The sequence below is a fragment of the Massilia phyllostachyos genome (assembly GCF_021044825.1).
Lineage (GTDB): Bacteria > Pseudomonadota > Gammaproteobacteria > Burkholderiales > Burkholderiaceae_D > Telluria > Telluria phyllostachyos.
The window spans coordinates 1,268,671-1,293,579 of the sequence record NZ_JAJNOC010000001.1 but is presented as its reverse complement, the minus strand read 5'-3'; the positions used below and the strand labels follow the sequence as shown (position 1 = coordinate 1,293,579).

28 protein-coding genes are annotated in these 24,909 nt (G+C 64.2%); 14 read left to right on the top strand and 14 right to left on the bottom strand.

Features of this window, described 5'->3' with window-relative positions:
• Positions 1 to 27 precede the first annotated feature (27 nt).
• Positions 28 to 1,566 carry a Do family serine endopeptidase gene (locus tag LQ564_RS05640; protein WP_231057092.1) on the bottom strand — a complete coding sequence of 513 codons (1,539 nt, stop codon included), beginning with the start codon at positions 1,564 to 1,566 and terminating at the stop codon, positions 28 to 30.
• 174 nt (positions 1,567 to 1,740) lie between these two features.
• The gene (locus tag LQ564_RS05635; RefSeq protein ID WP_231057091.1) at positions 1,741 to 2,196 is read right to left on the bottom strand and encodes an Hsp20 family protein; all 456 of its coding nucleotides are present in this window, start codon (positions 2,194 to 2,196) and stop codon (positions 1,741 to 1,743) included.
• 166 nt (positions 2,197 to 2,362) lie between these two features.
• On the opposite strand from LQ564_RS05635, the gene LQ564_RS05630 reads away from it, so the two are divergent.
• Both LQ564_RS05630 and LQ564_RS05625 read left to right on the top strand, forming a co-directional pair.
• Entirely contained in the window at positions 2,363 to 3,052 is a 690-nt protein-coding gene (locus LQ564_RS05630) for an aspartate/glutamate racemase family protein (RefSeq protein WP_231057090.1), read from the top strand.
• Between the two features lie 37 nt (positions 3,053 to 3,089).
• Positions 3,090 to 4,211, top strand: a complete 1,122-nt coding sequence (locus tag LQ564_RS05625) for a metallophosphoesterase (RefSeq protein ID WP_231057089.1) — start codon at positions 3,090 to 3,092, stop codon at positions 4,209 to 4,211.
• A 40-nt stretch (positions 4,212 to 4,251) separates the two neighbouring features.
• On the opposite strand, the gene LQ564_RS05620 is transcribed toward LQ564_RS05625, so the two are convergent.
• Together LQ564_RS05620 and LQ564_RS05615 are read right to left on the bottom strand one after the other, a co-directional pair.
• The gene (locus LQ564_RS05620) at positions 4,252 to 4,590 is read right to left on the bottom strand and encodes a hypothetical protein (protein ID WP_231057088.1); all 339 of its coding nucleotides are present in this window, start codon (positions 4,588 to 4,590) and stop codon (positions 4,252 to 4,254) included.
• 30 nt (positions 4,591 to 4,620) lie between these two features.
• Positions 4,621 to 7,005, bottom strand: coding sequence for a sensor domain-containing protein (locus tag LQ564_RS05615; protein WP_231057087.1), 2,385 nt, complete (start codon positions 7,003 to 7,005; stop codon positions 4,621 to 4,623).
• Between the two features lie 196 nt (positions 7,006 to 7,201).
• On the opposite strand from LQ564_RS05615, the gene arfB reads away from it, so the two are divergent.
• Positions 7,202 to 7,597: an alternative ribosome rescue aminoacyl-tRNA hydrolase ArfB gene (gene arfB, locus LQ564_RS05610; protein ID WP_231057086.1), complete on the top strand. Its 396-nt coding sequence runs from the start codon at positions 7,202 to 7,204 to the stop codon at positions 7,595 to 7,597.
• 71 nt (positions 7,598 to 7,668) lie between these two features.
• Positions 7,669 to 8,373: a GNAT family N-acetyltransferase gene (locus tag LQ564_RS05605; RefSeq protein WP_231057085.1), complete on the top strand. Its 705-nt coding sequence runs from the start codon at positions 7,669 to 7,671 to the stop codon at positions 8,371 to 8,373.
• Positions 8,374 to 8,379: 6 nt separating this feature from the next.
• Here the strand turns inward: LQ564_RS05605 and LQ564_RS05600 are convergent, their stop codons facing one another.
• Both LQ564_RS05600 and LQ564_RS05595 read right to left on the bottom strand, forming a co-directional pair.
• The gene (locus LQ564_RS05600) at positions 8,380 to 8,760 is read right to left on the bottom strand and encodes a response regulator (protein WP_231057084.1); all 381 of its coding nucleotides are present in this window, start codon (positions 8,758 to 8,760) and stop codon (positions 8,380 to 8,382) included.
• Positions 8,761 to 8,937: 177 nt separating this feature from the next.
• Positions 8,938 to 9,714, bottom strand: coding sequence for a class I SAM-dependent methyltransferase (locus tag LQ564_RS05595; RefSeq protein WP_231057083.1), 777 nt, complete (start codon positions 9,712 to 9,714; stop codon positions 8,938 to 8,940).
• A 390-nt stretch (positions 9,715 to 10,104) separates the two neighbouring features.
• On the opposite strand from LQ564_RS05595, the gene LQ564_RS05590 reads away from it, so the two are divergent.
• Positions 10,105 to 10,455, top strand: a complete 351-nt coding sequence (locus LQ564_RS05590) for a hypothetical protein (protein ID WP_231057082.1) — start codon at positions 10,105 to 10,107, stop codon at positions 10,453 to 10,455.
• A gap of 192 nt (positions 10,456 to 10,647) precedes the next feature.
• On the top strand, positions 10,648 to 11,304 hold the full coding sequence (locus LQ564_RS05585) for a hypothetical protein (protein WP_231057081.1): 657 nt from the start codon (positions 10,648 to 10,650) through the stop codon (positions 11,302 to 11,304).
• A 457-nt stretch (positions 11,305 to 11,761) separates the two neighbouring features.
• On the opposite strand, the gene LQ564_RS05580 is transcribed toward LQ564_RS05585, so the two are convergent.
• Positions 11,762 to 12,388 carry a tyrosine-type recombinase/integrase gene (locus LQ564_RS05580; RefSeq protein ID WP_231057080.1) on the bottom strand — a complete coding sequence of 209 codons (627 nt, stop codon included), beginning with the start codon at positions 12,386 to 12,388 and terminating at the stop codon, positions 11,762 to 11,764.
• 162 nt (positions 12,389 to 12,550) lie between these two features.
• Here LQ564_RS05580 and LQ564_RS05575 point away from each other — a divergent pair, with 162 nt between their 5' ends.
• From LQ564_RS05575 to LQ564_RS26000, 3 genes are all read left to right on the top strand, one after another.
• Positions 12,551 to 13,135, top strand: coding sequence for a hypothetical protein (locus LQ564_RS05575; protein ID WP_231057079.1), 585 nt, complete (start codon positions 12,551 to 12,553; stop codon positions 13,133 to 13,135).
• A 71-nt stretch (positions 13,136 to 13,206) separates the two neighbouring features.
• Positions 13,207 to 13,626, top strand: coding sequence for a DUF6882 domain-containing protein (locus LQ564_RS05570; RefSeq protein ID WP_231057078.1), 420 nt, complete (start codon positions 13,207 to 13,209; stop codon positions 13,624 to 13,626).
• A complete protein-coding gene (locus tag LQ564_RS26000) occupies positions 13,623 to 13,796 on the top strand; it encodes a hypothetical protein (RefSeq protein ID WP_371873425.1) in 174 nt (57 codons plus the stop codon). The genes LQ564_RS05570 and LQ564_RS26000 overlap by 4 nt, the downstream gene beginning before the upstream one ends.
• An 89-nt stretch (positions 13,797 to 13,885) precedes the next feature.
• On the opposite strand, the gene LQ564_RS05565 is transcribed toward LQ564_RS26000, so the two are convergent.
• On the bottom strand, positions 13,886 to 15,490 hold the full coding sequence (locus tag LQ564_RS05565; RefSeq protein WP_231057077.1) for a Y-family DNA polymerase: 1,605 nt from the start codon (positions 15,488 to 15,490) through the stop codon (positions 13,886 to 13,888).
• Positions 15,420 to 16,127, bottom strand: a complete 708-nt coding sequence (gene imuA / locus LQ564_RS05560; RefSeq protein WP_231057076.1) for a translesion DNA synthesis-associated protein ImuA — start codon at positions 16,125 to 16,127, stop codon at positions 15,420 to 15,422. The genes LQ564_RS05565 and imuA overlap by 71 nt, the downstream gene beginning before the upstream one ends.
• A 229-nt stretch (positions 16,128 to 16,356) precedes the next feature.
• On the opposite strand from imuA, the gene LQ564_RS05555 reads away from it, so the two are divergent.
• Together LQ564_RS05555 and hepT are read left to right on the top strand one after the other, a co-directional pair.
• Positions 16,357 to 17,595: a putative Na+/H+ antiporter gene (locus tag LQ564_RS05555; protein WP_231057075.1), complete on the top strand. Its 1,239-nt coding sequence runs from the start codon at positions 16,357 to 16,359 to the stop codon at positions 17,593 to 17,595.
• Between the two features lie 19 nt (positions 17,596 to 17,614).
• Positions 17,615 to 18,037, top strand: a complete 423-nt coding sequence (hepT, locus tag LQ564_RS05550) for a type VII toxin-antitoxin system HepT family RNase toxin (RefSeq protein WP_231057074.1) — start codon at positions 17,615 to 17,617, stop codon at positions 18,035 to 18,037.
• A 76-nt stretch (positions 18,038 to 18,113) separates the two neighbouring features.
• Here the strand turns inward: hepT and LQ564_RS05545 are convergent, their stop codons facing one another.
• From LQ564_RS05545 to LQ564_RS05535, 3 genes are all read right to left on the bottom strand, one after another.
• Positions 18,114 to 18,602 (bottom strand): hypothetical protein, encoded by a 489-nt coding sequence (locus LQ564_RS05545; protein WP_231057073.1) that lies wholly within the window; start codon positions 18,600 to 18,602, stop codon positions 18,114 to 18,116.
• Positions 18,603 to 18,616: 14 nt separating this feature from the next.
• A complete protein-coding gene (locus LQ564_RS05540) occupies positions 18,617 to 19,729 on the bottom strand; it encodes an endonuclease/exonuclease/phosphatase family protein (RefSeq protein ID WP_231057072.1) in 1,113 nt (370 codons plus the stop codon).
• Positions 19,730 to 19,850: 121 nt separating this feature from the next.
• Positions 19,851 to 20,510 (bottom strand): methyltransferase domain-containing protein, encoded by a 660-nt coding sequence (locus LQ564_RS05535; RefSeq protein ID WP_231057071.1) that lies wholly within the window; start codon positions 20,508 to 20,510, stop codon positions 19,851 to 19,853.
• Between the two features lie 142 nt (positions 20,511 to 20,652).
• Between LQ564_RS05535 and LQ564_RS05530 the strand changes: the two genes are divergently transcribed.
• Both LQ564_RS05530 and LQ564_RS05525 read left to right on the top strand, forming a co-directional pair.
• Positions 20,653 to 21,126 carry a hypothetical protein gene (locus LQ564_RS05530; RefSeq protein WP_231057070.1) on the top strand — a complete coding sequence of 158 codons (474 nt, stop codon included), beginning with the start codon at positions 20,653 to 20,655 and terminating at the stop codon, positions 21,124 to 21,126.
• Positions 21,127 to 21,129: 3 nt separating this feature from the next.
• Positions 21,130 to 22,029, top strand: a complete 900-nt coding sequence (locus LQ564_RS05525) for a DUF2145 domain-containing protein (protein ID WP_231057069.1) — start codon at positions 21,130 to 21,132, stop codon at positions 22,027 to 22,029.
• A gap of 131 nt (positions 22,030 to 22,160) precedes the next feature.
• On the opposite strand, the gene LQ564_RS05520 is transcribed toward LQ564_RS05525, so the two are convergent.
• A complete protein-coding gene (locus LQ564_RS05520) occupies positions 22,161 to 22,544 on the bottom strand; it encodes a VOC family protein (protein WP_231057068.1) in 384 nt (127 codons plus the stop codon).
• Between the two features lie 129 nt (positions 22,545 to 22,673).
• The gene (locus LQ564_RS05515; protein ID WP_231057067.1) at positions 22,674 to 22,862 is read right to left on the bottom strand and encodes a hypothetical protein; all 189 of its coding nucleotides are present in this window, start codon (positions 22,860 to 22,862) and stop codon (positions 22,674 to 22,676) included.
• A 440-nt stretch (positions 22,863 to 23,302) separates the two neighbouring features.
• On the opposite strand from LQ564_RS05515, the gene LQ564_RS05510 reads away from it, so the two are divergent.
• On the top strand, positions 23,303 to 24,820 hold the full coding sequence (locus tag LQ564_RS05510) for a BCCT family transporter (RefSeq protein ID WP_231057066.1): 1,518 nt from the start codon (positions 23,303 to 23,305) through the stop codon (positions 24,818 to 24,820).
• The last annotated feature ends 89 nt before the right edge of the window (positions 24,821 to 24,909 follow it).

The window sequence follows — 24,909 nt, the reverse complement described above, 5'->3', positions numbered from 1 at the left end:
CGTGCCGGTGGAAGCTTCTACGCTTCCTTAACCAATCCGCACAGGAATGAAGATTGTGTCATTCCCGCGCTGGATCAGCAAGGCCACCGACTTGCTGGCCTTCGCCACCACGTCGCGGACCTGGCCGACCGAGTTCACCGGCCGGCCGTTGACTGAAATGAGCACGTCGCCCGGCACCACGCCGGCCAGCTCCGCCGCGCCCGATGCATCCTGGACCAGGAGGCCGTTCGCGATGCCGCTCTGGCGCCGTTCGATCGGCTCGAGCGGACGCAGGGCCAGGCCCAGCTTGGCGCCGCTGTCCTCGTTCGCCGCCAGCTCTTCCTGCGGCGCACGCTTGGCCTTCTCGTTGGCGTCGCCGAGGGTCGCATCGATGCGCACCAGCTTGCCGTTGCGCCAGACGTCGAGCGCGACCTTCTCGCCCGGTTTCGACAGCGCGATATTGCTGGACAGGTCGAGCGAGGACACGACCGGCTGGCCATTCATGCGGCGCACCACGTCGCCCGTCTTGAGGCCGGCGCGCTCGGCCGCGCTGCCGCGTTCGACGCCGGCGATCAGGACGCCATCCGGCGACTCGAGGCCGAAGGAATCGGCGAAGTCCTGGCCGATCTCCTGCACGCTCACGCCCAGCTTGGCGTGCTGCACCTTGCCGGTGGCGAGGATCTGGTCCTTGACCTTGACCGCGACGTCGATCGGGATCGAGAAGGCCAGGCCCTGGTAGCCGCCGGTCTGGCTGTAGATCTGCGAGTTGATGCCGACCACTTCGCCGCGGGTGTTGAACAGCGGCCCGCCCGAGTTGCCCGGGTTGATCGCGACGTCGGTCTGGATGAAGGGCACCTGGCCGTCCTGCAGGTTGCGGCCGGTGGCGCTCACGACGCCGGCGGTGACGGTGCTCTCGAGGCCATACGGCGAACCGATGGCCAGCACCCACTCGCCCGGCGACAGGGTGCGCGACTTCCCGAGCGGCGCCACCGGCAAATTCTTGGCGTCGATCTTCAGCACGGCCACGTCGGTGCGCGCGTCCGAGCCCACGACCTTGGCGCGGAATTCGCGGCGGTCCTGCAGCTTGACGGTGACTTCGTCGGCGCCTTGCACGACGTGGGCGTTGGTCAGGATGACGCCGTCCGGGCTTACGATGAAGCCCGATCCGGCGCCGAAAACGGGAGCTTCGCGACCACCGCCGCCGCCGTAGCGCGGATCCTGGAACTGTCGGAAGAACTCATACAAGGGGTGATTGCGCGGCAGGCTCGGGACGTCGGCGCCGCCGCGGTTGGCGGTCTTGATGCCGCCGACGACGCGGATGTTCACCACCGCCTTGCCGTTGGTGGAGGCGATGCGGGTAAAGTCGGGAAGCGTGACCGTGGTCGCGGGAAGCGGCGCGGCGGCCGGCGCAGGCGCCACGGCGGCTGCCGGCGCGGGAGCCACGGCTGCGGCGGCGGCGTTTTCGGCCGCGACGTTGTTGTGGTTGACTGCAAGTGCACCGACCGCTCCGCCGACGACGCCCGCGGCACACAGGGCCAGCGTGAGGCGTTTGGCAGTGATGGCAGTGACGGCACCCTGGTTAGGCATGGTTGTGCTCCTGATGAAAATGGTTGACCGATGATGGAGACTATCGATGGGCTTATCTTCCCAAAGCTGGCTTAGAACATGCTTAATTTGATACTTAGACCGTTCTTAAGCGCATGGTCCGATCATCAAAAAGGGCGCCACCAGGGCGCCCTCTTTCAAGCTGCTACAGCTGCCTTACGCGGCGCGCTGTTCCAGCGTCTGCACATTGCTGGTATTGCCGTTGGCGTCGCCGATGGCGATCTTGCGCGGCTTGAAGGCTTCGGGCACTTCGCGCACCAGTTCGATGGTCAGCATGCCGTTGTCGAAGGACGCGGCGGTGACCTTCACGTGGTTCGCCAGCTGGAAGCGCTGTTCGAAGTCGCGCGCTGCGATGCCACGGTGCAGGAAGGTGCGCTGGGTCTCGTCCTTCTGCTTGCGGCCGGTGACGTGCAGGGTGTCGCGCTCGGTCACGATTTCCACTTCGTCGCGGGTGAAGCCGGCCAGGGCCATCACGATGCGGTATTGGTCTTCGCTCACCAGTTCGATGTTGTACGGCGGGTAGCTCGGCTCGCCACGCTGCTCGAGCAGGTTGGCCAGGCGATCGAAACCGATGGCGGAACGGTACAGGGGGGTCAGGTCAAAAGTACGCATGGTATATATCCTCGTGTAAGTTAAGCGATATGTTGCCGGACCTCATCGTGAGCATCCGGTGAGTCCAATCTAATACCCGGCCAATGGATTTTCAAGGCATACGAAATACGGATTTTTAACCAATTCTGCAAATTTTATTTGCATTCAATCATCGGAGCGAAACACGATGAAAACCATCGGCCTGATCGGCGGCATGAGCTGGGAATCGACCATCCCCTACTACCGCATCATCAACGAAACCGTGCGCGAGCTGCGCGGCGGCCTGCACTCGGCGAAGATCGTGATGGCCAGCGTCGACTTCGCCGAGATCGAACACCTGCAGCGCCTCGGCGACTGGGACAGCGCCGGCGCGATCCTGGCCGATTGCGGCCGCAGGCTGGCGCTGGACGGCGCCGACTTCCTGGTGCTGTGCACGAACACCATGCACAAGGTCGCGCCGGCGATCGAGGCGCAGGCCGGCATCGAACTGCTGCACATCGCCGACCCGACCGCGCGCGAGATCCGCGCCGCCGGCCTGCGCACGGTCGGCCTGCTCGGCACGCGCTTCACGATGGAGCAGGATTTCTACCGCGCGCGCCTCGAAGCGCATGGCCTGACGGTGATGACGCCGGACGCTGCGGGCCGGGACCTGGTGCACCGCGTGATCTACGAGGAGCTGTGCCAGGGACGGGTGCTCGACGCCTCGCGCGACGCCTACCGCGCGGTGATCGAACAACTGGCCGACGCCGGCGCGCAGGCCGTCATCTTCGGCTGCACCGAGATCGGGCTGCTGGTCACGCAGGCCGACAGCCCGGCGCCGGTGTTCGACACCACCGCACTGCATGCGCGCAAGGCCGCCGAACAGGCCTTGAAGTGAGGTATGGTGACGTTCCCTGCACTGTAGAGCGTCTCGCATGTTTTCGATCGTCCTGAATATCGTCGGCTCGCTGTTCCATCTTTACGTCGCCGCGCGCCTGTACGCGCTCGCCCCCGTGCGCAGCCGCATCCCGGCACGCGCCTGGTGGATCGGCGCCCTGCTGCTCTGGTGCGTCTACATCGCCGGCGTGCACCTGGGCGACGCGGCCCTCGACTGGCGCTGGTGGCCGGGGCAGTTCGCGGTCACCTGGCTCGGGATCAGCTTCGTGATGTCGATGTGCCTCCTGCTTGCGGACCTGGCCAGCGGCTTCGGTTTCTGGTGGCGCGCGCATACGCAGGCGATCCGCGCGGCCGGCGCGGTTGCCGGCGTGCTGCTGGCGGCCTTCGCCCTGTATCAGGGCATGCGCGCACCCGTCATCGTCGAGCAGGAAGTCGTCATCGAGAACCTGCCGCCGGCGCTGGACGGCGCCGTGATCGCCGCCGTCAGCGACATCCACCTGGGCGCCCAGCGCCGCTCGGACTGGATGGCGGCGCGCGTCGCACAGATCAACGCCCTGCAGCCGGCGGCCGTGCTGCTGGTGGGCGACCTGGTCGAGGACGAGCCGATCGGCGAGCCGCAGCTGGCCGGCGTGCTACGCGGCTTTCGAGCGCCGCTCGGCGTGTGGGCGGTGACCGGCAACCACGAGTTCTACGGCGACGCCGAGACCACGGTGTCCGAATTCGCCGAAGGCGGCGTGCGCTGGCTGCGCGACCGCCAGGTGGAGCTGGCGCCCGGCCTGGTGCTGGCGGGGATCGAAGACATCGGCGCCACCATGCGCCGCGGCGGCAGCCTGACCGACGGCCTGGCGCGCATCCTGCCCGATGCGCACGGCAAGGCGACGATCCTGATGTCGCACATCCCGGCCAGCGCCGTCGTCGAGGAAGCGAGCCGGCGCGGGGTGGGCCTGATGCTGTCCGGGCACACGCACGGCGGCCAGATCTGGCCCTTCAGCCATGCGGTGGAGCAGCGCTTCCCGAAGTATGCGGGCGCCTACGAGGTCGGCGGCATGACCTTGTTCGTGACGCGCGGCGCCGGCAGCTGGGGGCCGCGCATGCGCCTGTGGAAGGCGGGCGAGATCGTCAAGATCACCCTGCGCGCGCCGCAAGGGGCGACGACATGAGCAGGCGTAGCGCGGACGGCGGAGCCGTCCACCCTACCGATCATTCGGCGGAGGCGGGTTCGAGCGCGGCATACCAGTCCGCATACGGCGTATTCGCCGCCATCCTGCGATTGAAATCCGGCGCGCCGTCGGTCCACCACACCGGCCCGCGTTCGCCGAGGGCGCGCTTGGCGTCGTCGACCCGGGCGCGGGCGGCGCGCTCGGCATCGGTGTCGCCGGCCTTCTTCGCGCGTCCGACCTCGCGGCGCGCATCCATCAGGCGCTTGACCAGGCGCTCGCGCTCGTCCGGCGGCAGATGCGGATTGCTGGTGCGCCAGAGGCGCCCCTTCACCACGAAGTAGCGGCCGTCCGGCGTCGAGGGATAGCGTTCATTGGGCATGCCCTACTGTAGCCGAAACCGGCGGCGGGCCTAGTCCGGCAGGCGCGTGTCGCGGGTCACCATGTCCTGCAGGGTTTCCTTCGACAGCGCGGGGCTGAAGTAGTAGCCCTGCATCTCGTCGCAGCCGTGCTTGCGCAGGAAGGCGAGCTGCTCGCGCGTCTCGACGCCTTCGGCGATCACCTTCAGCTTCAGGTTGTGGCCCAGCGCGATAATGGCGCGGGTGATCACCAGGTGGCCGTCGTGGCCGACGTCGCCCAGGAAGGAGCGGTCGATCTTGATGTAATCGACCGGGAATTTCTGCAGGTGGCTGAGGCTCGAATAGCCGGTGCCGAAGTCGTCGATCGACAGGCGCACGCCGAGCGCCTTCAGTTCGCCCAGCGCCGCGAGGGCGTCGTCGGGATGGTCCATCAGCTGGCTTTCGGTGACTTCGAGCTCGAGCTGGCGCGGGTCGACACCGTGGCGCTCCAGGGTGGCGGCCAGGCGGTCGGCGAACTGGCGCTGGCGCAGCTGGCGCGCCGACAGGTTGACCGAGATGACGAAGTCCTCGATGCCGAGCATGCCCATGGCCTTGAGCGCGCCGCAGGCCTCGTCGATCACCCATTCGCCGAGCGGCACGATCAGGCCGGTCTCCTCGGCCACCGGAATGAAGCGGTCGGGCGCGATCATGCCGTCCACCGGATGGCGCCAGCGCACCAGGGCTTCCGCGCCCACCACCTTGCCGCTGCGCAGATCGACCTTCGGCTGGTAGCCCAGCACCATCTCGTGGTCGCGGATCGCGCGGCTCAGGCTCGCTTCCAGCAGCAGCTGGTCGTGCACGATCCGGTTCAGCTCTTCGGAGAAGAACTGGAAGTTGTTCTTGCCGAGGGTCTTGGCGTGGTACATGGCGGCGTCGGCCGCGCGCATGATGCGGTCGTCGTTGTCGCCATCCTCGGGGAACAGGCTGACGCCGATGCTGGTGCCGGGGAAGATCTCCTGGCCGTCCACGTGGACCGGCCGCATGACGCTGCGGCGCACCCGCTCGACCAGGTCGGCCAGGCGCTCGCGGCTGGCGACGTGGTAGACCAGGATCACGAACTCGTCGCCGCCGAGGCGGGCGATGGTGTCTTCCTCGCGCACGTTTTCGCGCAGGCGCTGGGCGACTTCGCGCAGCACCACGTCGCCGGCCTCGTGGCCGAAGTTGTCGTTGATGTGCTTGAAGTTGTCGAGGTCGAGGAAGGCCAGCGCGCCGCAGGTCTCGCTGCGCACCGCCGTCTCGATGGCGGCGCGCAGCCGTTCCTGCAGCAGGGTGCGGTTGGCCAGGCCGGTGAGCGGGTCGTGGTGGGCCAGGTGGTGCAGGCGGCGCTCGTAGTGGCGCGCCTCGGTGATGTCGTTGATGACGCCGACGAAGTGCGTGATCTCGCCATCGAGATTGGCCACCGGGTCGATGCGCAGATCGTTCCAGAAGGTCTCGCCGTTCTTGCGCACGTTGCGCAGCACCGCGCGCACGCCCTCCTTGCGCTTGAGCGCATCGCGGATGCGGCGCCGCTCTTCCAGGTCGCAGCCTTCGGCGCGCATGAAGCGCGGGTCGCGTCCCTTGATCTCGGCCAGCGTATAGCCGGTGATGTGCTCGAAGGCCGGGTTGACGTACTCGATGCGGTGCTCGCCCGCTTCGCACTGGGTGATCACGATCGCATTCAGGCTCGAGGAGATGGCGCGCTCGCGCACCAGCATCGCATGTTCGCTGCGCTTGCGCGCGGTGATGTCGACGCCGGTGCCGAACACGCAGGGCACGTTGCCCAGGCTGCTGCGGGCGCACTGGAACAGGAAGGTGGTGCGCTGGCCATGCTTGCCGATCATCTCGGCTTCGTGCCAGGACGCGCCCTGCTCGAAGGCGGCCAGGATCTTCTCCACCACCAGCGGGCGGTCCTTTTCGTCGAAGAAATATTTGACGTTGGTGGTGGGCAGCTCCTCGGCTTCCATCTCGAGCGCCCGTTCAAGCTGGCGGTTCCACAGCAGCAGGTGGCCGCTCTGGTCGATGACGTAGAACACGCAGGGGAGCGCCTCGATGATGTCGTTCAGCGGCAGGTCCTGGATCAGGGCGTAGCGCGGCGGCAGTTCGCCGGCGCGCGGGATCACGATCACGCTGTAGGTGCCGGGCTGGTCCGGATCGAATGATTGCGGCGCCACCATGATCCGCACCGGCAGGCGGCGCCCGTCGGCGCAGACCAGCACCGCCTCGTTCTCGGCATCGACGCGCGCCGCCATGCGCGGATGGACGCCGGGCGGATCGTCGAACTCGATGATGCGCTCGACGGTCATGCCATGGATGTCGGCCGGACCATAGCCGGCCAGCTTTTCGCAGGCCTTGTTCCAGCTGGCGACAACGCCGTCCGCATCGACGACGAACACGGCAAGTGGCAGGGGCGAGAGGTTCAAGGGGTCTCCGGCATGTCCAGGGTATTCGGGCGTCTTCAGGCCGGTCGGGGCCGGCGTTGCGGACCATCGTGGTCAATCAGTAAATACATGATAGCGCAGCAATCCGTTGGGAGCGAATGGGCGCTGTTGTCGTGCGGCACAGGAAATCGACGGTCGCGGGCCGTACAATGCGGGCTGAATGGAACAGGACAGGCAGATGGCAGCGATCGATCCGGCGGAAGTGGAATTCAGTGCGATCCGGGCGCAGGGCCCGGGCGGGCAGAACGTCAACAAGGTCTCGTGCGCGGTGCATGCGCGCTTCGACATCGCGGCGTCCTCGCTGCCGGAACACGTCAAGGAGCGCCTGCTGGCGCTGCGCGACGGGCGCATCACCGGGGAAGGCGTGATCGTGCTCAAGGCGCAGGCTTCGCGCAGCCTGGAGCAGAACAAGCTGGAGGCGCTGCGGCGCCTGCAGGAACTGGTCGACGTGGCCAGCGTGGTGCAGACGGTGCGCCGCCCTACCCGGCCGACCCGCGGCTCGCAGCTACGGCGGCTCGATGCCAAGGCGAGGAGCAGCCGGACCAAGGCGCTGCGGGGCAAGGTCGGCGACTGAACCCTTTCTGGATCGGTTGGTGCGGGCGCGCTATCATCGCCTGGAGTTTGCCGATACTTCCTACCGACAGCATGAGCCCATTCGACCTCTCACCTTCCCTGCATGCGGCGCTGGACCGGCCGGTCTGGTCGTCCTTGACGGGCGGCCACCGTCATCTCGCGCTCGGCGGCTCGCTGGCGCTGCGCTATCCGCGCGACATCGGCCCCTTTGCCGCGCTCGCTGACGATGGCCCGGATGCCTGGACGGCGCTGGCCGCCCTGCTGGCGCCGGATGAAGCGGTCATGCTGGTGACGCCGGAGGCGGTCGCGGCGCCTGCGGGGATGGTGTGCGCGCCGCTCGAGCCGGTGCTGCAGATGGTGGCCACGCGCGTGCCGCCAGCATCCATCCTCGCCTTCGAGGTGCTGGGGGAGGCGGATGCGGAGGCGATGCGCGCGCTGGCCGGGCTGACCAATCCGGGGCCGTTTGCGGCGCGGACCCACCTGTTGGGCGAGTTCATCGGCATGCGCGAGAATGGCGAGCTTGCCGCGATGACCGGGGAAAGGATGCGTCCCGAGGGAACGGTCGAGGTAAGCGCGGTGTGCGTCCACCCGGCGCACCGCGGCAAGGCGTATGCGCGCCATCTGCTGGCGGAACGGACCCGTCGCATCGCGGCGGCCGGCCGGCTGCCCTTCCTGCACGTTTATCCGAGCAACCTTGGGGCGATCGCGCTGTACGAATCGCTGGGCTTCGTGGTGCGTCATCGTTTGCACCTGACGCGGGTCGTGCTGGCCGGCTGAAGTGTCCTAGCTGCGCAGAAGCGTGAGCAATTGCTCGATGCGATAAGGCTTGGCGAGAAACAGGCGCCTGAGCGGCTGGCCCTGCGTCATGTCGGGCGCCATGTAGCCGGATGCCAGCACCACCTTCACTTTGGGATAGCGTTGGTCGATCTGCTCGGCGAGCTCGAGGCCGGTCATGCCGGGCATCATGACGTCGCTGACCACCGCGTCGATATCCGGATGGGAGGCCAGGGCCAGGAGCGCGTCGGCGCCGGAATAGGCGACCACGGTGTCCAGCCCATGGGCCGCCAGCAGCACTTCGGCCATGTCGGCGACATCGGGCTCGTCGTCGACGAGCAGCACTTTGCGGATGAGGCCGACTTCTTCTCCAGCGTCTTGTCCGGACACCCTGACGCCGCCAGGACGCGAAGGCGGCTGCCCCTGGCCCGACAATCTGCGGCTGTACATTGCTCCGAACACTAGACCCCCATGATGGAATTGCTGGCTTGCCGCGCATGGCTGCGTATGCGGCGTCAGGCATAGTATCGGCGAAGATGGGGAATCGAAGCGCCCGCTTACGCCTGCTCAGGGCTTGCGAAATACGATCGCATGCTGGATCGGCAGCGATTTGATGCTGCGCTCCCACTTCAGGCCATGCGCCGTGGCTTCACGCCGTATCTGCCGCTCGCTCATCTTGTGCAGCGGCTTGATCGCGACGGCCGGATCCTCGGCCCGGTATTCGACGAAGACGACGCGCCCGCCCGGTTTGAGGGCGTCGACGATGCTGTCGAGGACCTCGGAAGGATAAGCGAGTTCGTGATAGACATCGACCATGATTGCCAGGTCGACGCTGGCCGGCGACAGTTTGACGGTGGTTTCGCTGCCCAGCACCGAGACCACATTGCGCACGCCGCGCTTTGCCATCTGGCTGTCGAGCATGCTGATCATTTCCGGCTGGACGTCGACTGCATACACACGTCCGCCGGGCCCGACCTGTTTCGCCAGCTGCCAGGTGTAGTAGCCGGTGCCGGCGCCGATGTCGGCCACCGTCATGCCCGGCGCCAGCGCCAATTCCCGCAGAAGCAATTCCGGACGTTCCTCATGTGCACGGCTTTCGCGTTCGAGCCACTGTGCGCCCTCCCATCCCATCACACCGGCGATCTCGCGGCCCATGTAGCGCTTGCCGATCCCATCCGGGCTGCGTGCGACGCGTTCATAGCGCGTATCGGCGGCGGCTGCCTGTGCCGCGGCATCGCCACTGGCAGATGACAGTAGCGTTAATGCCGACAGGCAAGCCAGCAGGATTGGTAACGTACAGTGACTGTGAAAGATGCGGCGACTGCGCAAGCGGATGAGGGGCATGATCGGTTTCCGTAATGAGGCGCTGCTGGCAATGACGTGGGCAGGCTTGCCGTGAATGGACAAGAACAGTGTAGTGGCCTTGGCCGCGGACGCGCGTTCGCTACATCAGGATTCCCGGTCATGTCGCGTTGACTGAGCAGTTGTCGCGGATTGGTTCGACGGTATTCGACGCTGTCTGTCAGTTGGAGGGTTTTTACCGTTGGCAACCGGTCATGCTGAACCGACCGGCTGGAAATTCCTGTATTTTGAGGGGTTGCTCCGGGCCGGGTGCACCTTGGTGACAGTTGGCGACTCTTCGCCACTGGTGACCTGCTATGCTGGGCTCAACGGCCGCCTTCGGCCAGGAGCGGACATTGGCTGATAGTTCAGCCCTTCTTAAATCGGATCTTTATGCGCGCCCAGCTTATTGCAATTTTTTGCCTGATTTTCCTCTCAACCCAGAGTCTTGCTTCTGAGACTTTCGTTGGCAAAACAGTCTCCCAAGTGATTCAGGTGCTCGGAGTTGACTTGGCAAGCGGGACAGTCATTGATGAACCACCAGCCGTCGCACGGGGGATAGAATTCCGTCCCCAGGAAGGAATTGAAATACAGGTCTTCATCAAGCGCGGCCAGGTTCCGCTAACGATTGAGGGTGGCGACAACATGGCGCTGTATAAGGATCTAAAGGTGATAGGTATCAGAAAAGTCGAGAATCGCAATGTCTACTGTGAGGGCGACGTGCTGTGGCATTTTCAATGCTGAAAATCTACTGTCGAACCTGGCTAAATACACTGGCCCTTTGGTCCGCTTAGGGTCGTTAGCGGACGCTACAATAGGTTTACAACCGGCTAAAAGCGAAGGTTTCCGGTGTACTTCAGCCGAGTTTTGCTGAATGAGATCTGAGCGATTAATATACAAATCAGATTTTGAACTGAACGTACTGACGAATACACCATGCCAACGAAACGTATGACGACGATACGTCGCAGGTATATCAATGACGATTGGTGTTACCAAGTTTTCGCAGACAATCTTCCCCAAGACCGCGATTCATCTCCCTTCGTGCCATGGACAAAGCTTCCGCCAGAAGTAATGTGTTTGATAAGCCTCTGCCTGATGGGACTGCAAGAGGGTCTCAAACCGATAGCTGCTGATGAGTGGCAAGTTCCTTCACGCGCGCTTGAGAGTTGGACAAATTCCACTCGCGAGACTGCGGACCAAATTGCTTATATGGAACGCGATTTCCGCTTTGAAGAAACGAAAGTAAAACTGGTAGCGGCCTCGCTGCCCGCTGAATACGAAATCCGGGTTGAAATGTGTAGCGATCCAGACCAAGCAAGTAAAAGCTGGATTGAGACGGGATTCACGGTCATTGGCCGGGTGGATACCGTGCTTCGCGGTGATGGAGAGCCGCCGGAACGGCCTGCTGTTATGCAGGCAAGGCAAGTGGGCGCTACGGCCGTGCTCTACAACCTCTGGCCTGTAAAGTTAAAAGCTATCAAGCGTCTTCCAGACCAGTCGATAGAGCTCGCTTCCATACTAGCTGATCCGCCAAAAAAGCTTCGTCAGGACGGATTTTATGTCGTAAAGGCGATTTTTTTAAGGAAGTAAAAGATGAATCCAATGTCCAGTTTGGGTCGGTTCCTGCCGTCCAGGTAGGTGAGCAACCGGCCAGGAGCGGATTCCTACACCCAGAAGGACAGCCGAGGACATATGAGCGCATGGATGAAGGCTGGATGTGAAGAATGCAGAAATGGTGTGCTTTCGGGAATGTACTCTCCCGCGGCAGCAGCGCGCCAAGGAAAGGAGACCACGCCTCCAACTTTAGTCTACAGTTCGATCGCGGCACATGCTCATTTGTACCGCTGCCAGAGTTGCGGAGCGTGGTGGGAATTTAATGCGCGTGAAGCTCATGTTATAGCCGAGGACGAAGCGAAGATCACATTCGCGGGGTACTTCAACGGATTGGAGACTCGACGCTGAACAACACCGTGTCCGCAGTGGGTCGACTGCAGCCTGTGGGCTCGACAGTCGACCACAGCATTGACCGCGGCTGCCACGAGACCGGCTAGACCTCGGTTTGCTCCGCAATCTCAAGGGCATCATCTACTTCGATGCCGAGATACCGCACGGTGCTCTCAAGCTTTGTGTGTCCAAGTAGTAGCTGCACAGCTCGCAGATTTTTCGTTCGCCGATAGATGAGGGTTGCCTTCGTCCTCCGCATAGAATGAGTGCCGTAAGCCGTCGCATCGAGCCCAATCGATTGAACCCAACTGGCGACAATGCGAGCATACTGACGGGTCGACAGGTGCGGCGAATCGGTAACCCGGCTCGGAAACAAGTACTGGCTTCCGGAGAGTTTTCGCCGGTCGATCCAGGCAAGCACGGACTGTCGGGTTTGCTCCGTAATTTCGAACTGAACGGGCCTGCTGGTCTTACGCTGCATGACGATCGCGCGGTGAAAGATGCTTCGCCCTTGCGAGATGTCCTTTACGCGAAGACTGACCAGGTCGCAGCCTCGCAGCTTGCTATCGATAGCGAGATTGAAGAGCGCAAGGTCTCGCACTTGTTCGGATAACTGTAGCCGAATTCGGATCGCCCAAATCTCGCGTAGCTTCAACGGAAGCTTCTGCCCTACAAGACGGCCTTTGTTCCAAGGCCCTGCAATTGCCGTTTTCCTCCTAATTGAATCCATGAGACCTCCGTCGTTGAGAAGTCTCATTGTGATCATCTGAAGACCAGCGACCGTTACCGCGGGCCTATGCTTGCCCAAAAGGGAACAACACCCGTACACTGACCTGCACTAGCCGGCGGGGTTCGGCCAAGAGCGGGCGCCCCGACAAACGAGGATAAACATATGACTTTAGCGAAGGTAGTTCAGGAGCGAGTGTTTTTTCCTTACACGCCATATATAGAGTCCGCAAAGCACTTCTGCGAAGAGTTAACACGTAAAGACTACGTAAGTTGGCACGACCTCTTAGCGGCTACTACGCTACTCAGTTTATCGGTAGAAGCGATTGCGAATACAATCGGAGAGCTTGTGGTGCCAGACTTCAAGGACTTTGAATCAAGCTCGCCAAGAGCAAAAATACGAATTATCTGCGAGACCATTGGATTAGAATTTGATCGGAACAAGTCGCCGTTCATCGAAACCCTACATCTTCTAAAAATTCGTAATCAGCTCGCTCATCCAAAGTATCAGCGGTTACATTACGAATCTAAAAAGATGCCGTTAGAGCAAGCTCAGAAGCATTACAACGATCTTGGTGAAATTTTGCACGATATTGAGAAGGCTCTTTCACCTGAGTTTGCAAAAACGTCGCTCGCGGCGGTCACGAGGCTCGCAGGGAAGTTAGGGGCAGCTCTCGATCCTAAAATATTGCAGACGAGCAGCAAACGACTCGTTATCGATGGAGAGGATTTTTTCGCTAAACAGGTATGAGTAACAGCGAAATATGTGAGATCAACGTCTGACATCGGCCAATAGCGAACGTTAGCTATAACGAAAATCTCTTGGCAAAATCTGAAGTTGGACCGCAGCATCGCGCCGTCGCACCTTACATCCATAAACATATGTTCAAGAAAATACTTAGTATCTTCGGCATCTCCGCGCTAGCGGCACCTGTACCAGCAATCGGTCAGTCACCTATTGAGTTTATTGAGACGTCGAAACAAGGCTTGATGCAGCAGACTTCAGCTCACGTAGCTACGTGGCATCTAGGGGAGGAAGATCGTTGGGCTGCTGATCTAGATACTGGAACAATCACGTTCTATTTCAAAAACGGAACCATCGCTAGCGCGTCGATTCAGATTGTTGGCACGTATAACACATTGGACGGGACGTTTCTGTGGGGTTGGGATCATCCTTCGGTCCCTGAAATCTGCGCCACCACGCACGACTTGCACAGCAGTGGGGTGAGAAAAACAAAATGACGAGCTTCGCTACCCGCAAAATACATTGTTCTGAAGACGAGGCCTGGGCCTTCGCAGCCGTAGCAAACCGTTTGGGGAATGCAAATGGTGTTTATCGCGGTCCAGACGGTACTGCATTAGTTTTTATGACTTTCGGAGAGGTAAAGCTTAGCACTCCTAAGTCCCGTTAGATCGTGCAGCAGATTGTCCGTCGTGCTTCACAATGTCCGCTTCGGGTCGATAGCGGAAGGCTACAGACTCCGTTAAAGCACTGGTCCAGCTACCCAAACAGCCCATGCAAATACCAGCGCGGCTCGGCATCCACCCCAGCCCCGATGATGCGCTCGCGGTAGATCCAGTACAGCGTATGGTCCATCCCCTCGGCGATGAAATAGTCGCGCGTTTGCGTGTCGCTCCACCAGCCCGCCTCGATCCGCTCGGGCGTCGAGGCGACTTTCAAGGGTGAACCATAGAAGGGCCGGTGGTTGCGCATCAGGAGCGCGATCGGCTTGGCCAGCAGCCAGCTCGGGCGCGGCAGGCTGGCGACGTCCTGCGGCAGGCGCGCGGCGCGCTCGGATGGGCGCACCTTCTGCTGCACCGGCACCCATTCGTTGGCAACCTCGGGCCGGTAGTCGGCCTGCGGCAGCGCTTGCAGCACGTTGTCCGGCCCCAGGCGCGCCACCAGCAGTTCCAGCATGCGCATGCGGTCTTCCTCGGTGCCGCCGGGCTCGGGGAACAGCGACTCGGTGGGCGGCGCCATCGCCCGCACCTGCAGCGCTTCCAGCGCCAGCCCGATCACGGGCGCGGGCAACTCCTGCTTGGCCAGGCGTTCCCGCAGGAGGCGCAGCAGGTGCTCGTCGCGCCAGGTGGGCTCGGACAGGGCGAGCTCGAGCGGTGTGGGCGGCATCGCCACCCTGCCCCGCTCGTGCTCCATCAGGAGAGTGATGCGCTCGACCGCGAACTGGCGCGCGCACAGCCAGCCGACCAGCTGCAGCACCAGGTGGCGGGCGCCGGCCAGCAGCAGGTCGGCCTGCTCGATGCGGTCGAACAGCTCCAGCCGGGCGCGGAAGTGCTCGGGCGGGGCTACCCAGTCGAACAGCTCCGGACACAGGCCGTAGGCGGCGTCGAGCATGTCGAGCAGCTCGCGCCCGCAGCGGCGCTGCAGGCCGGGACGCGGCAGGCGGCGCAGGTCGCCCAGGCGCTCGCAGCCCAAACCTTCGAACCAGGACATATACAGCCGCGCCGGCGGCAGCAACGCCACCGGCAGGCGGTCGAGCCGGCGTTCGAGCGAGGCCATGCGCAGGGAACGGCCAGGCACGCGGATGCGGCCAGACGCTCGGGCGCCGCCGCCGCCGCCGTTTGCATCGCCGCTTGCATCACTGACGCCGCTCGCGCCATCTGCACCGCTCCGCCCCGCCCCATGCCCTGCCCGATGCCCGCCATGGCGCGCCAGCAGCCAGGCCCCACGCGCCGTCGGCGCGCAGCTGACCGCGCCGGTGAAGCCGAGCGCGCGCAGGCTGGACTGCACCCGCGCGCACAGGGCGCGGATGCCGCCGAACAGGCGCAGGCTGGCGCCGATGTCCATCAGCAGCGTGGCCTCCTCGGCCAGCGTGACCTGGGGCGTGTACTGCAGCATCGCCAGCGCTACCGCATCCAGGGCCTCGGCTTCGCGCGCCGGGTCGCGCTCGTAGAGGCGCGCCTCCGGCATCAGCATCAGGACGCCGCCGCGGCGCATGCCGCGCTGAACTCCGGCCGCGCGCGCCGCCGCCGAGAGGGCCACCACCCGCTCCTGCTCCAGCACGACGCTGCCGGGATCACTGCACCAGCTGGGGCTGAAGACCTCGAGCGGCAGCTGGGACAGGGACAGGCCGATCCACAAACGCATGTCGTTGCAACAAAGAAGGAGTTAAAGGCAGGAACAGCGGCGCGTCGCGCTGCGGCCCCCGGCGTTTGACGAAGTCGATGCTCAAGCCGCCCGCCGCCGGGCGCAGCGCCAGGCGCAGCGGCGCCGGCGAGGCGTCCTGCGCGGCGGCCAGCGGGCGCAGCATGAAGAACAGGGTTTCGCCATGCTGGGCCGCCAGGTGCAGGCGGCGCAGGCTTTCGCCGCGTATGTGGTTGGCCCAGAACAGCAAGGCGCCGCAACTGCCGCTGCGCAGCACCTGCTCGGCCGCCCACAGGGCATCCGCGCTGCGCTGCGCCCGCAGCCACAGCAGTTGCGAGGTCGGCAGGCCCAGCGCGGCCAGCGCCAGGGCTTGCGGCGGATGCGGCGGCTGCAGCAGGACGATGCGGCGCTCGGCGCAGGCTTGCAGGGCCGGACGCAGCAGGCGCATCTCGCCGATGCCGGGCTGTTGCTGCAGCAGTTCGACCAGGGTGCCGACCGGCCAGCCGCCGCCGGGCAGCTGGGACGAGAGCGGCGCATGCCCGGTATCGACACAGCGCGTGCTGCCCCGCGCCAGCTGCGACGCCCGCCAGAGCGCCGGGTGCAAGGCTTCCGGAGCCGTGGAAATGGATGTGAAATTCATAGGAGTTGGCAAAATATACTGTATAAACATACAGTACTCGCTGAGCCCGGATTTGGCAAGATGTATTCAAACAGGCCATACCAGTCAAATGATTGGTATTGACAGAAGTTAAAGGTGCGGCACAGTCCGAAAAGCCCGGAACGACGCAAGAAACGTGAAATAATGGAGGCTTATCCATTAGCATCAAAGCAATGAAAAAACTGTCTCCCGCACGCCACGGAGTCCATCCGTGACCACCATCCAGCTCGCCGGCGCCATCCTGTTCGCCATCGCCCTCATCCATACCTTTTCCACCAAGCTGTTTCACTCGCTAGCCAAGCGCCATCCGCGCCATGCCGGCCTGTTCCACCTGCTGGGCGAAGTTGAAGTCGTGTTCGGCTTCTGGGCCTTCGTGCTGGTGCTCGTCATGGCCCTGCTCGCCGGCGGACAGGACGCGATCGGCTACGTCGAAACGCGCCAGTACACCGAACCGCTGTTCGTGTTCGTGGTGATGGTGATCGCCGCCTCGCGTCCGGTGCTGGACGCGGTGCGCGACTTGCTGGCCCTGCTGGCGAAAGTGGCGCCGGTGCGCACCGAGGTGGCGCTGTGCTGGCTCGGCCTGGCCCTGGTGCCGCTGTCCGGCTCACTCATCACCGAACCGGCCGCGATGACCCTGGCGGCCCTGATGCTGGCGCCCCAGGTGTTCCGTCCCGGCATCCCTGAATGGATGAAGTACGGCGCCCTCGGCGTCCTGTTCGTCAACGTTTCGATCGGCGGCACCCTTACCTCCTACGCCGCGCCGCCGGTGCTGATGGTGGCCGGCGCCTGGGGCTGGGACAGCGCCTTCATGGCCTCGACCTTCGGCTGGCGCGCCGCGCTAGCGGTGGTCTTCAACGCGACCGTCATCACCCTGATGCTGCGCCGGCACCTGACGCCAAGCGAAGTGGTCGAGGACGTCAGGATGCCGCTGCTGGTCTCCAGCGTGCACCTGGCCCTGCTCGCGGGCGTGGTCCTGCTGGCGCACCACCCGGTGCTGTTCATCGGCCTGTTCCTGCTCTTCCTCGGCTATACCCAGGCCTACCCCAAACAACAGTCGCCCCTGATCCTGAAGGAAGGCTTGCTGGTCGGCTTCTTCCTGGCCGGCCTGGTGGTGCTGGGCGGGATGCAGCAATGGTGGCTGCAGCCGCTTGTCTCGAACCTGGAGCCGACCGCCCTGTTCTTCGGCGCGCTGGGCCTCACGGCAATCACCGATAATGCGGCCCTGACCTATCTCGGTTCGCTGATCGAGGGCTTGTCCGACCATGCCAAGTACATGCTGGTGGCCGGCGCGGTCGGCGGCGGCGGCCTGACCGTGATCGCCAACGCCCCCAACCCGGCCGGCGCCGCCCTGCTGCGCGACGGTTTCGACGACGGCTCGATCGGCATGGGCGGGCTGTTCCTGGGAGCGCTGGGGCCGACCTCTGTGGCGGCGGCACTGTTCCTCCTGTAAGACCTGAAAGGGAAGCGCGATGGACGACGACATCCTGGTAAGCAAGGCCGGCACCATCGAACGCTGCTGCCGGCGCGCCCGCGAAGAATACGAAAAGGACCCGACCACGTTCGTGAGCGACCTCACGCGCCAGGATGCGGCCACCCTCAACGTCATCCGCGCCTGGGAAGCGGCGATCGAGATGGGCGACTACGTGGTCGGCAACGCCCGGCTCGGCCTGCCGCACGACGAGCGCGAAGTCATCACCCTGCTGGCCGAGCACGGCTGGATCGAGGCGCTTCTCGCGGAAGACCTCAAGCGCACCGGCGAGTTCTGCCGCGCGGAGTGGGATTACCAGGAAGCGCCGCTGCCGGCGCTGGTGACCATCATCAAGCGCGGGCTGGATGATTTCAGGGTGTATGCGCAGGCGCTGGTGACGGGGGCGGGAACGCCGCCGGACTGAAATCCTGCGAACTGCCGCGCTCGTAGGGTGACCGGGCCATGAAAGGCGGTTTCGCCGCCCACCCTACAACAGCGATTCAAGCGTGCTTCAGCAGCGACGGCTTCGGCTGCGTCGACAGCGCCACGATCGCCGCGCCTGCCGCCATCACGAAGGCATCCTCGATCAGGCCGCTCTTGGTCTGCCCCATCTTCGCCATCGCCTGCTTGCGGCCGGCCAGGGTCAGGTAGGCCATCGGCACGGCGGTCGCGATGGCGGCGGCGGCGCCGGCCTTTTCGCGGCCCTTCGGCGCCAGGGCGGCGCCGGCGATCCCGGCGCTCATCACGCGCGCGATCAAGCCGAGGGCGACCGTGCGGTCCGGCGCCGATTTCATCTTGTCGCCGGCCAGTTCACCGACGCCCATGGCCAGCGCGCCATATTTGAACATCGGGCGGTCCAGCAGGTAGAGGTCACCCGGGGTCTTGCGATGCGCCAGGCGCGCGGTCGCGATGGTGGCCATGGGGGTCATGGACCTGCAGCTGGCAACGGCGCCGATCAGGACGGAAGACAACAGGCTGCGCATACTCATTTTCTTGCTCCTATTCAAGTAGAAATTCCTCTTGCCGGCACGCCTTGCGGCTCCGGCTCGTGTACATCGTCGACCTCCACCGGCTCGGCCGCGATCTTCTCGTCCGCCAGCGCGTGGTCTTCCTCGTCGGCCTCCAGTCCTTCTTGCTCCATGCCGTTGGCGCGGTCGTAGGTGAGCTCGACCAGCATCGGGAAATGGTCGGAGCCGAAGGACGGCAGGCGCCGGATGAAGGACAGGGTGAAATGCTCGCTGTGGAACAGGTGGTCCAGCGGCCAGCGCGCGAACCAGAAGCCCGCGTGGAAGGTATTGAACATGCCGCGCCCGATGCGCGGGTCGAGCAGGCCGGAAATCTTGCGGAACAGCCGGGTCGTGGTCGACCACGCGACGTCGTTCAGGTCGCCGGCGACGATCACCGGGGTGTCGATCTCGGCCACGCTCTTGGCCACCACCAGCAGTTCGGCGTCGCGCTGGGTCGATTCCTCGTGCTCGGTCGGGCTGGGCGGCGTCGGGTGCAGGAAGTGCATGCGCACCCGGTGGCCGCTCTTCAGGGTCACCAGGGTATGCATGGAAGGGATGTCGTCTTCCACCAGGAACTGGATTTCGCTATCTTCCAACGGCAGGCGCGAGTACACGTGCATGCCGTACAGGTTGTCGAGCGGGCACTTGATCGAATACGGGTAGTCGGCGTCGAGCACGTCCAGCCGCTCCTGCCACCAGGAATCCGTTTCCAGGGTGACGAAGATATGGGGCTGGTGCTCGCGGATCAGGGCGATCAGGCCATCCACATTGCGGTTCGGCGTATACACGTTCGCCGTCAGGATGCGGATTTGCCGGTCGGGCGAGGCGCCGGCCGAGACTTTTACTTCATGCGAGAAGACCTTGGTGTACGGAATGATCCACCAGGCTTGATACGCCAGACAGGCGACGTTTACCACCAGCAGCAGGTGGAACAGGTGGTCGCTCCAGTCGAGGAAGATGCATTGCGCCACCAGCACGGCCAGGGAAAAGATGGCCAACTGCAGGCGCGGGAAATCCAGGTCGCGAATCCACCACTTCGTGCAGCTTGACAGCGGCAGCAGGGTTGCAGCGACGATCAGGACCAGCAGAATCTCAAAAATAGGAAACATGGTGGACAGTGCGCCTGAATTCTCATAACAAAAATGCAATGTCACGAGAATGCACTGTCCGAATGCGACAGTCTGTGCGTTAGCGTGCACAACGCGCGGTCACCGCCCTGACTGTCTGTTTTCAGTCCAGCGTGCCGACCAGGATGAGGGAGACCGGCTTGCCGGTGTCCGGATGCACCGGCTCGCGCATTTCCACCAGGCGCAGGCCGTGGTCCGTGAACAGGGCGATCCAGCTCGATATCGTACGGAAATACCACGGCGGCGCATCGGCAAAGCCGCTATTGAAGCCGGCCCAGCTGCCGCTGCGCCAGCCATCCGCATAGGCGGCATCGCCACAGGACGCCATCGGATGGACGGTCTGCACCACCAGGGCGCCGCCCCGGCGCAGGTAGGTCGGCGCGGCGCGGAACAGGCCGTCGACGGCGTCCTTGCCGATCAGGGAGAAATTGCACACCGCCAGGTCGACCGCCAGCTCGAGCTCGCCGGCCGCGATCCGTTCATACGACAGCTGCCGGAACTCGCCGCCGCCGGCCAGCCGGGCCGCTTCGACCAGCCCGGGGATGGCGTCGACGCCCACCATGCGCACTTCCGGCAGGGCGCGCACCAGCCAGCCTTCGCCGCAGCCGAGGTCGACCGCCGTGCGCGGCTGCCGGGCCCGGATCGTGTCGACGATGGCGGCGTTCGTAACCAGCACGCGGGAAGCGATCTCGTCCTCGCGCACCGCCGTCACCCAGGGATCGGCGTTGCGGGACCAGGAAGCGAGGACGGCGTCGTCGGACATGCATATCTCCAGGAAGTTCATTCAATGATGCTGGATGTTGCCGGATTACAGAACCTTACACAAATCTTCCCCTTGCCGCCTTCTCAACCCTTGCCCACGCTTGTAACATGGTTCCTGTTTAGCATAAGCAAGAAAGACACTCATGAACTTCAGCACCATCCTGCGCGCACTTGGTCTTGCCGCCTTCGCGGCCGCCGCCGTCGCGCCGGTCCAGGCCGACAGCTTCACGTCCTCGGCGTCGAGCGCCGGCTCGGCTTCCTCGGCCAGCATCTCCGACAGCATTTCCGACTCGGTCGGCAGCTCCAGCAACTCGGGCGACGAGAAGCGCGTGGCCGCAGGCGAATACCGCGTGATCGACGTCGCCAAGGCGCCGACAAAGCAGGACGCCACCCGCATGACCCTGCGCGCCACGACGCCCGGCGCCGTGCGCGAGTTCCATCTTGACGTGCCGAACCGCGCCCTGGCCGCGCGTCCGGTTGCCGCCGGCGAACTGGTGCAGGTCAGCGAACGCGCCTACGGTTACGAATTCGCGCATGCGGACACCAGGCGTTCCTTCTTCCTGGCGCTGCAGGACGACTGGTATCGCGAACTGGGCTCGCGCAAGGTCACGATCTAAAGAATGTTCTTCCGCGCCGCGCTGGCCGCGCTGCTCCTGACGGCGAGCGCGGGCGCATGGGCAGGCCTGCCCACCTTCTGCGAACGCTCGACCGAACTTTCGGCCACCGAACAGGACCGGGTGCTGCGCTTTGCCGGCGCCGTCAAGGACGAGTTGAACCGGTCCGGAGCGCGCGTCGCCGTGATTGCCCGCGCCGGCCTCGACCTGAGCCGCTTCGGCCTGCTCTACTCCCACGCCGGCATCGCCCTGCGCGACAATCCCGGCGGCCGCTGGGCCGTGCGCCAGCTGTATTACGCCTGCGAAGAATCGCGTCCCCAACTGTTCGACCAGGGCATCTCGGGTTTCGCGCTGGGCGCCGACGAGCCGTCGCGCGGCCACATCGCCCTGCTGTTTCCGCCGGACAAAGCGGCGGCGCCGCTGGAGCAGGCCGCGCTCGACAAGCGCCTGGCCCTGTCGCTGCTGGCCGGCCAGTACAGCGCCAACGCCTATGCCTTCGGCACCCGCTACCAGAACTGCAACGGCTGGGTCGCCGAGCTGATCGCCAGCGCCTGGGGCCGGCTCGATACGGGCGACCACGCGCGGGAACACGCCCAGCAATGGCTGCGCGAACAGGGTTATACGGCAGGGCCGGTAAAAATTCCCTCGCACTGGCTGATGTTCGCCGGGCAGTTCGTGCCGCTGGTGCACCTGAATGACCATCCGCTGGAAGATACGCATGCGCTGGCCCTGCGCGTCAGCGTGCCGGACGCGATCGAAACTTTCGTGCGTCAACAGGCGCCGCAGACGAAGCGGGTCGAGCTGTGCCACGCCAACGGCCGCATCGTCGTGCGGCGCGGTTGGGAGCCGCTCGGCGCGGCGTGTGAGCCGGGGCCAGACGACGAGGTCATCCCGATGGCGCCTTAATGCCTGGAAAACCCTAGGGTGGGCAATCCTTTGCCCATGCGTTCAACTACACCATGCGCTGTTACTGTGCATCCGTGAGTTGAACGCGTGGGCGGAGGACCGCCCACCCTACCGCTTCGCAACCGCGGTCGTTAACGACCGTAGAGGCTCAGGATATTGCCATCCGGGTCTTTCAGCCACGTCACCTTGAATCCGTCCGACACGTAGAGTTCGCCTTCCAGGCGCATGCCGGGAACGTCGTAGCGCTCGAAGGTGGCGCCCTTGGCCTTCAGGGCATCGACGATTTCCACGATGCGCTCGCCAAGGTCCCAGGTGATGGCGGTGGCCTGGTTGCTGCCCGCATAGTCCGAACGGTAGACCTGGACCCGGGAATTGCCGCTCCTGAAGATCAGCACCCCACCCTGTTCCTGATCGCTTTCCTCTTCCAGCAGTCCCAGGACATTGCCGTAGAACTCGCGCGCCGCCTCGATATCGCGCACGCCCACTGTTGCAATCGCATCCGCATGTGCCAGCATCGTCGCCTCCACAAAGGTTGTCAGCTTCCCGTGTAAGCATAACCGCAGCGGGAACCGGCGCAACATCCCTTTGACAGAAAAACAAACGCCCTGCTCGAGGCAGGGCGTTTCGATCGGGGCGGAGGCGGATCAGGCGGCGTTCTTCGCCAGTTCGCGCAGCACGGCGGGCGACACCGAATCGCGGCCGCGGCTCATGTTGTACAGGGCCCGGAGATCGACGCCGTCGGTCTTGCGTGCCGGCGCCTTGCGGAACAGGCGCGCGATGTAAGCGAATGCGAGACTGGCGACGTTGGCGGAAACCGGCAGGGAGGTAGGCATGATGTTCTCTTCAAGAAAATTTTTGGATACCTCCAGTATGGACGCTTCAAGATAGAAATCAAATTGCGATCCATGATAGTCGCCATTCACGAAGTGACTATCTCAGGGAAATCCTTTAGTTTCCCTATGGAACAGAACTATCAGCACCGCCACTTCACAGAGGCTTTAAAAACAAGATGCTGCGCAGATACCACACCTGCATTTGTGCAAATCTATTGCTTCGGCTACAATACAGCCCGACTGGCCCCTGCCAGCCTGCAATTCCGCTCGCCCGAATCATGGGCTCATCCATAAAACGGCACGCCCGCTGACCGACACCGGAGCGCCGTGCCGCCGCGGCATCAACCATGCCCACCCAACCAGCCATCCCGGTTTCCGACCGCGCGCCCCGCCGCGCCTGCACCCCGGATGGCGCCGCATGCACTGAACAAGGAGGCGCCATGCAAATGCTCTGCTCTGCGGGCTTCATTTTTCTGATCGTTTTATGGGGCATCATCGCCCCGACCAATATGGCCGGCGTATTCGACACCATGCTCGCCGCCCTCACCCGCAACTTCGGCTGGTTCTATCTCTGGGTGGTGCTCGGCCTGGTGCTGTTCGCGGCCTACGTCGCCTTCAGCCGCTACGGGCAACTGCGCCTGGGCGGCGAGGATGACGAACCCGAATTCAGCATCGGCAGCTGGTTCGCCATGCTGTTCGCTGCCGGCATGGGCATCGGCCTGGTGTTCTGGGGCGTGGCCGAGCCGGTCTCGCACTACGTCACGCCGCCGCCCGGCATCACCGGCGGCACGCCGGAAGCGGCGAATGCCGCGATGCGCTATGTGTTCTTCCACTGGGGCATCCACCCCTGGGCCGTGTACAGCGTGGTGGCGCTGGCGATCGCCTTCTTCCAGTACCGCCGCGGCGGCAATTCCCTGATCAGCACCGTCACCGAATCGCTCCCCTGGCGTCCGGTGCGCACGATGTCGGGACTGTTCAACGGCCTGGCAGTGGTCGCCACCGCCTTCGGTGTCGCCGCCTCGCTCGGGGTCGGCGCGCTGCAGATCAACAGCGGCCTGAACGCCGTGTTCGGCCTGGACATCAGCCCCACCTCGCAGGTGGCGATCATCATCGTGACCGCCGCCATGTTCATCGCGTCGGCAGTCTCGGGTGTGGAAAAAGGCGTCAAGCTGCTGTCCAACCTGAACATGATGGTGGCGGCCCTGCTCGCGCTGGTCGTGTTTCTGCTCGGGCCGACGGTGGCGATCATCGACACCTTCACGAATACCCTGGGCAGCTATGCCAGCGAACTGTTCCGCATGAGCCTGCGCGCCACGCCCTTCCGCGACAGCAGCTGGGTGGCCAACTGGACCATCTTCTACTGGGCCTGGTGGATCTCGTGGTCGCCGTTCGTCGGCCTGTTCATCGCGCGCGTCTCGCGCGGGCGCACCATCCGCGAATTCATCGTCGGCACCGTGCTGGCGCCCTCGCTGGCTGCCTTCGTCTGGTTCTCGATCTTCGGGGGCACTGCGCTCTACATGGAAATCTGGCAGCACGTGCCGCTGTCCGAAGCGGTCAAGGGCGACGTCGCCACCGCGCTGTTCGCGCTGTTCGATGCCATGCCCTTCGGGAGAATCATGTCGGTGGTCGCGACCCTGCTGGTGGTGGTGTTCTTCGTGACCTCGGGCGACTCGGCCGTGCTGGTGCTCGGCATGATGAGCCGCGGCGGCGACCCGAACCCGCCGACCCGCACCAAGCTGGTGTGGGGCGTGCTGATCGCCGGCATCGCCATCAGCCTGCTGCTGGCGGGCGGCATCGACGCGGTGCAGACCGCGACCATCCTGTTTGCGCTGCCGTTCGCGCTGGTGATCGTGCTGATGGTGATTGCGCTGTGGCGCGGGCTGCGCGAGGACTGGCTGGTGGAGGCGCGGCGCGAAAAGGAGATTCGCCGGAAGATGCGGGAGATGGCGTCTCGTTAGCCGCAAGACCGTTGCACCGGCGCAGGCCGGCGCTTAATTTTGTTGAGCAGTCGGTACGCATGCAAAATTGGACCCGGCCTTTGCCGGGG

What these genes read in the sequence shown, in the direction of transcription:
- LQ564_RS05640 (WP_231057092.1), bottom strand. Translation starts at nt 1,566, where the DNA reads ATGCCTAACCAGGGTGCCGTCACTGCCATCACTGCCAAACGCCTCACG.
- LQ564_RS05635 (WP_231057091.1), bottom strand. Translation starts at nt 2,196, where the DNA reads ATGCGTACTTTTGACCTGACCCCCCTGTACCGTTCCGCCATCGGTTTC.
- LQ564_RS05630 (WP_231057090.1), top strand. Translation starts at nt 2,363, where the DNA reads ATGAAAACCATCGGCCTGATCGGCGGCATGAGCTGGGAATCGACCATC.
- LQ564_RS05625 (WP_231057089.1), top strand. Translation starts at nt 3,090, where the DNA reads ATGTTTTCGATCGTCCTGAATATCGTCGGCTCGCTGTTCCATCTTTAC.
- LQ564_RS05620 (WP_231057088.1), bottom strand. Translation starts at nt 4,590, where the DNA reads ATGCCCAATGAACGCTATCCCTCGACGCCGGACGGCCGCTACTTCGTG.
- arfB (WP_231057086.1), top strand. Translation starts at nt 7,202, where the DNA reads ATGGCAGCGATCGATCCGGCGGAAGTGGAATTCAGTGCGATCCGGGCG.
- LQ564_RS05605 (WP_231057085.1), top strand. Translation starts at nt 7,669, where the DNA reads ATGAGCCCATTCGACCTCTCACCTTCCCTGCATGCGGCGCTGGACCGG.
- LQ564_RS05595 (WP_231057083.1), bottom strand. Translation starts at nt 9,714, where the DNA reads ATGCCCCTCATCCGCTTGCGCAGTCGCCGCATCTTTCACAGTCACTGT.
- LQ564_RS05590 (WP_231057082.1), top strand. Translation starts at nt 10,105, where the DNA reads ATGCGCGCCCAGCTTATTGCAATTTTTTGCCTGATTTTCCTCTCAACC.
- LQ564_RS05585 (WP_231057081.1), top strand. Translation starts at nt 10,648, where the DNA reads ATGCCAACGAAACGTATGACGACGATACGTCGCAGGTATATCAATGAC.
- LQ564_RS05580 (WP_231057080.1), bottom strand. Translation starts at nt 12,388, where the DNA reads ATGGATTCAATTAGGAGGAAAACGGCAATTGCAGGGCCTTGGAACAAA.
- LQ564_RS05575 (WP_231057079.1), top strand. Translation starts at nt 12,551, where the DNA reads ATGACTTTAGCGAAGGTAGTTCAGGAGCGAGTGTTTTTTCCTTACACG.
- LQ564_RS26000 (WP_371873425.1), top strand. Translation starts at nt 13,623, where the DNA reads ATGACGAGCTTCGCTACCCGCAAAATACATTGTTCTGAAGACGAGGCC.
- LQ564_RS05565 (WP_231057077.1), bottom strand. Translation starts at nt 15,490, where the DNA reads ATGCGTTTGTGGATCGGCCTGTCCCTGTCCCAGCTGCCGCTCGAGGTC.
- imuA (WP_231057076.1), bottom strand. Translation starts at nt 16,127, where the DNA reads ATGAATTTCACATCCATTTCCACGGCTCCGGAAGCCTTGCACCCGGCG.
- hepT (WP_231057074.1), top strand. Translation starts at nt 17,615, where the DNA reads ATGGACGACGACATCCTGGTAAGCAAGGCCGGCACCATCGAACGCTGC.
- LQ564_RS05545 (WP_231057073.1), bottom strand. Translation starts at nt 18,602, where the DNA reads ATGAGTATGCGCAGCCTGTTGTCTTCCGTCCTGATCGGCGCCGTTGCC.
- LQ564_RS05540 (WP_231057072.1), bottom strand. Translation starts at nt 19,729, where the DNA reads ATGTTTCCTATTTTTGAGATTCTGCTGGTCCTGATCGTCGCTGCAACC.
- LQ564_RS05535 (WP_231057071.1), bottom strand. Translation starts at nt 20,510, where the DNA reads ATGTCCGACGACGCCGTCCTCGCTTCCTGGTCCCGCAACGCCGATCCC.
- LQ564_RS05530 (WP_231057070.1), top strand. Translation starts at nt 20,653, where the DNA reads ATGAACTTCAGCACCATCCTGCGCGCACTTGGTCTTGCCGCCTTCGCG.
- LQ564_RS05525 (WP_231057069.1), top strand. Translation starts at nt 21,130, where the DNA reads ATGTTCTTCCGCGCCGCGCTGGCCGCGCTGCTCCTGACGGCGAGCGCG.
- LQ564_RS05520 (WP_231057068.1), bottom strand. Translation starts at nt 22,544, where the DNA reads ATGCTGGCACATGCGGATGCGATTGCAACAGTGGGCGTGCGCGATATC.
- LQ564_RS05515 (WP_231057067.1), bottom strand. Translation starts at nt 22,862, where the DNA reads ATGCCTACCTCCCTGCCGGTTTCCGCCAACGTCGCCAGTCTCGCATTC.
- LQ564_RS05510 (WP_231057066.1), top strand. Translation starts at nt 23,303, where the DNA reads ATGCAAATGCTCTGCTCTGCGGGCTTCATTTTTCTGATCGTTTTATGG.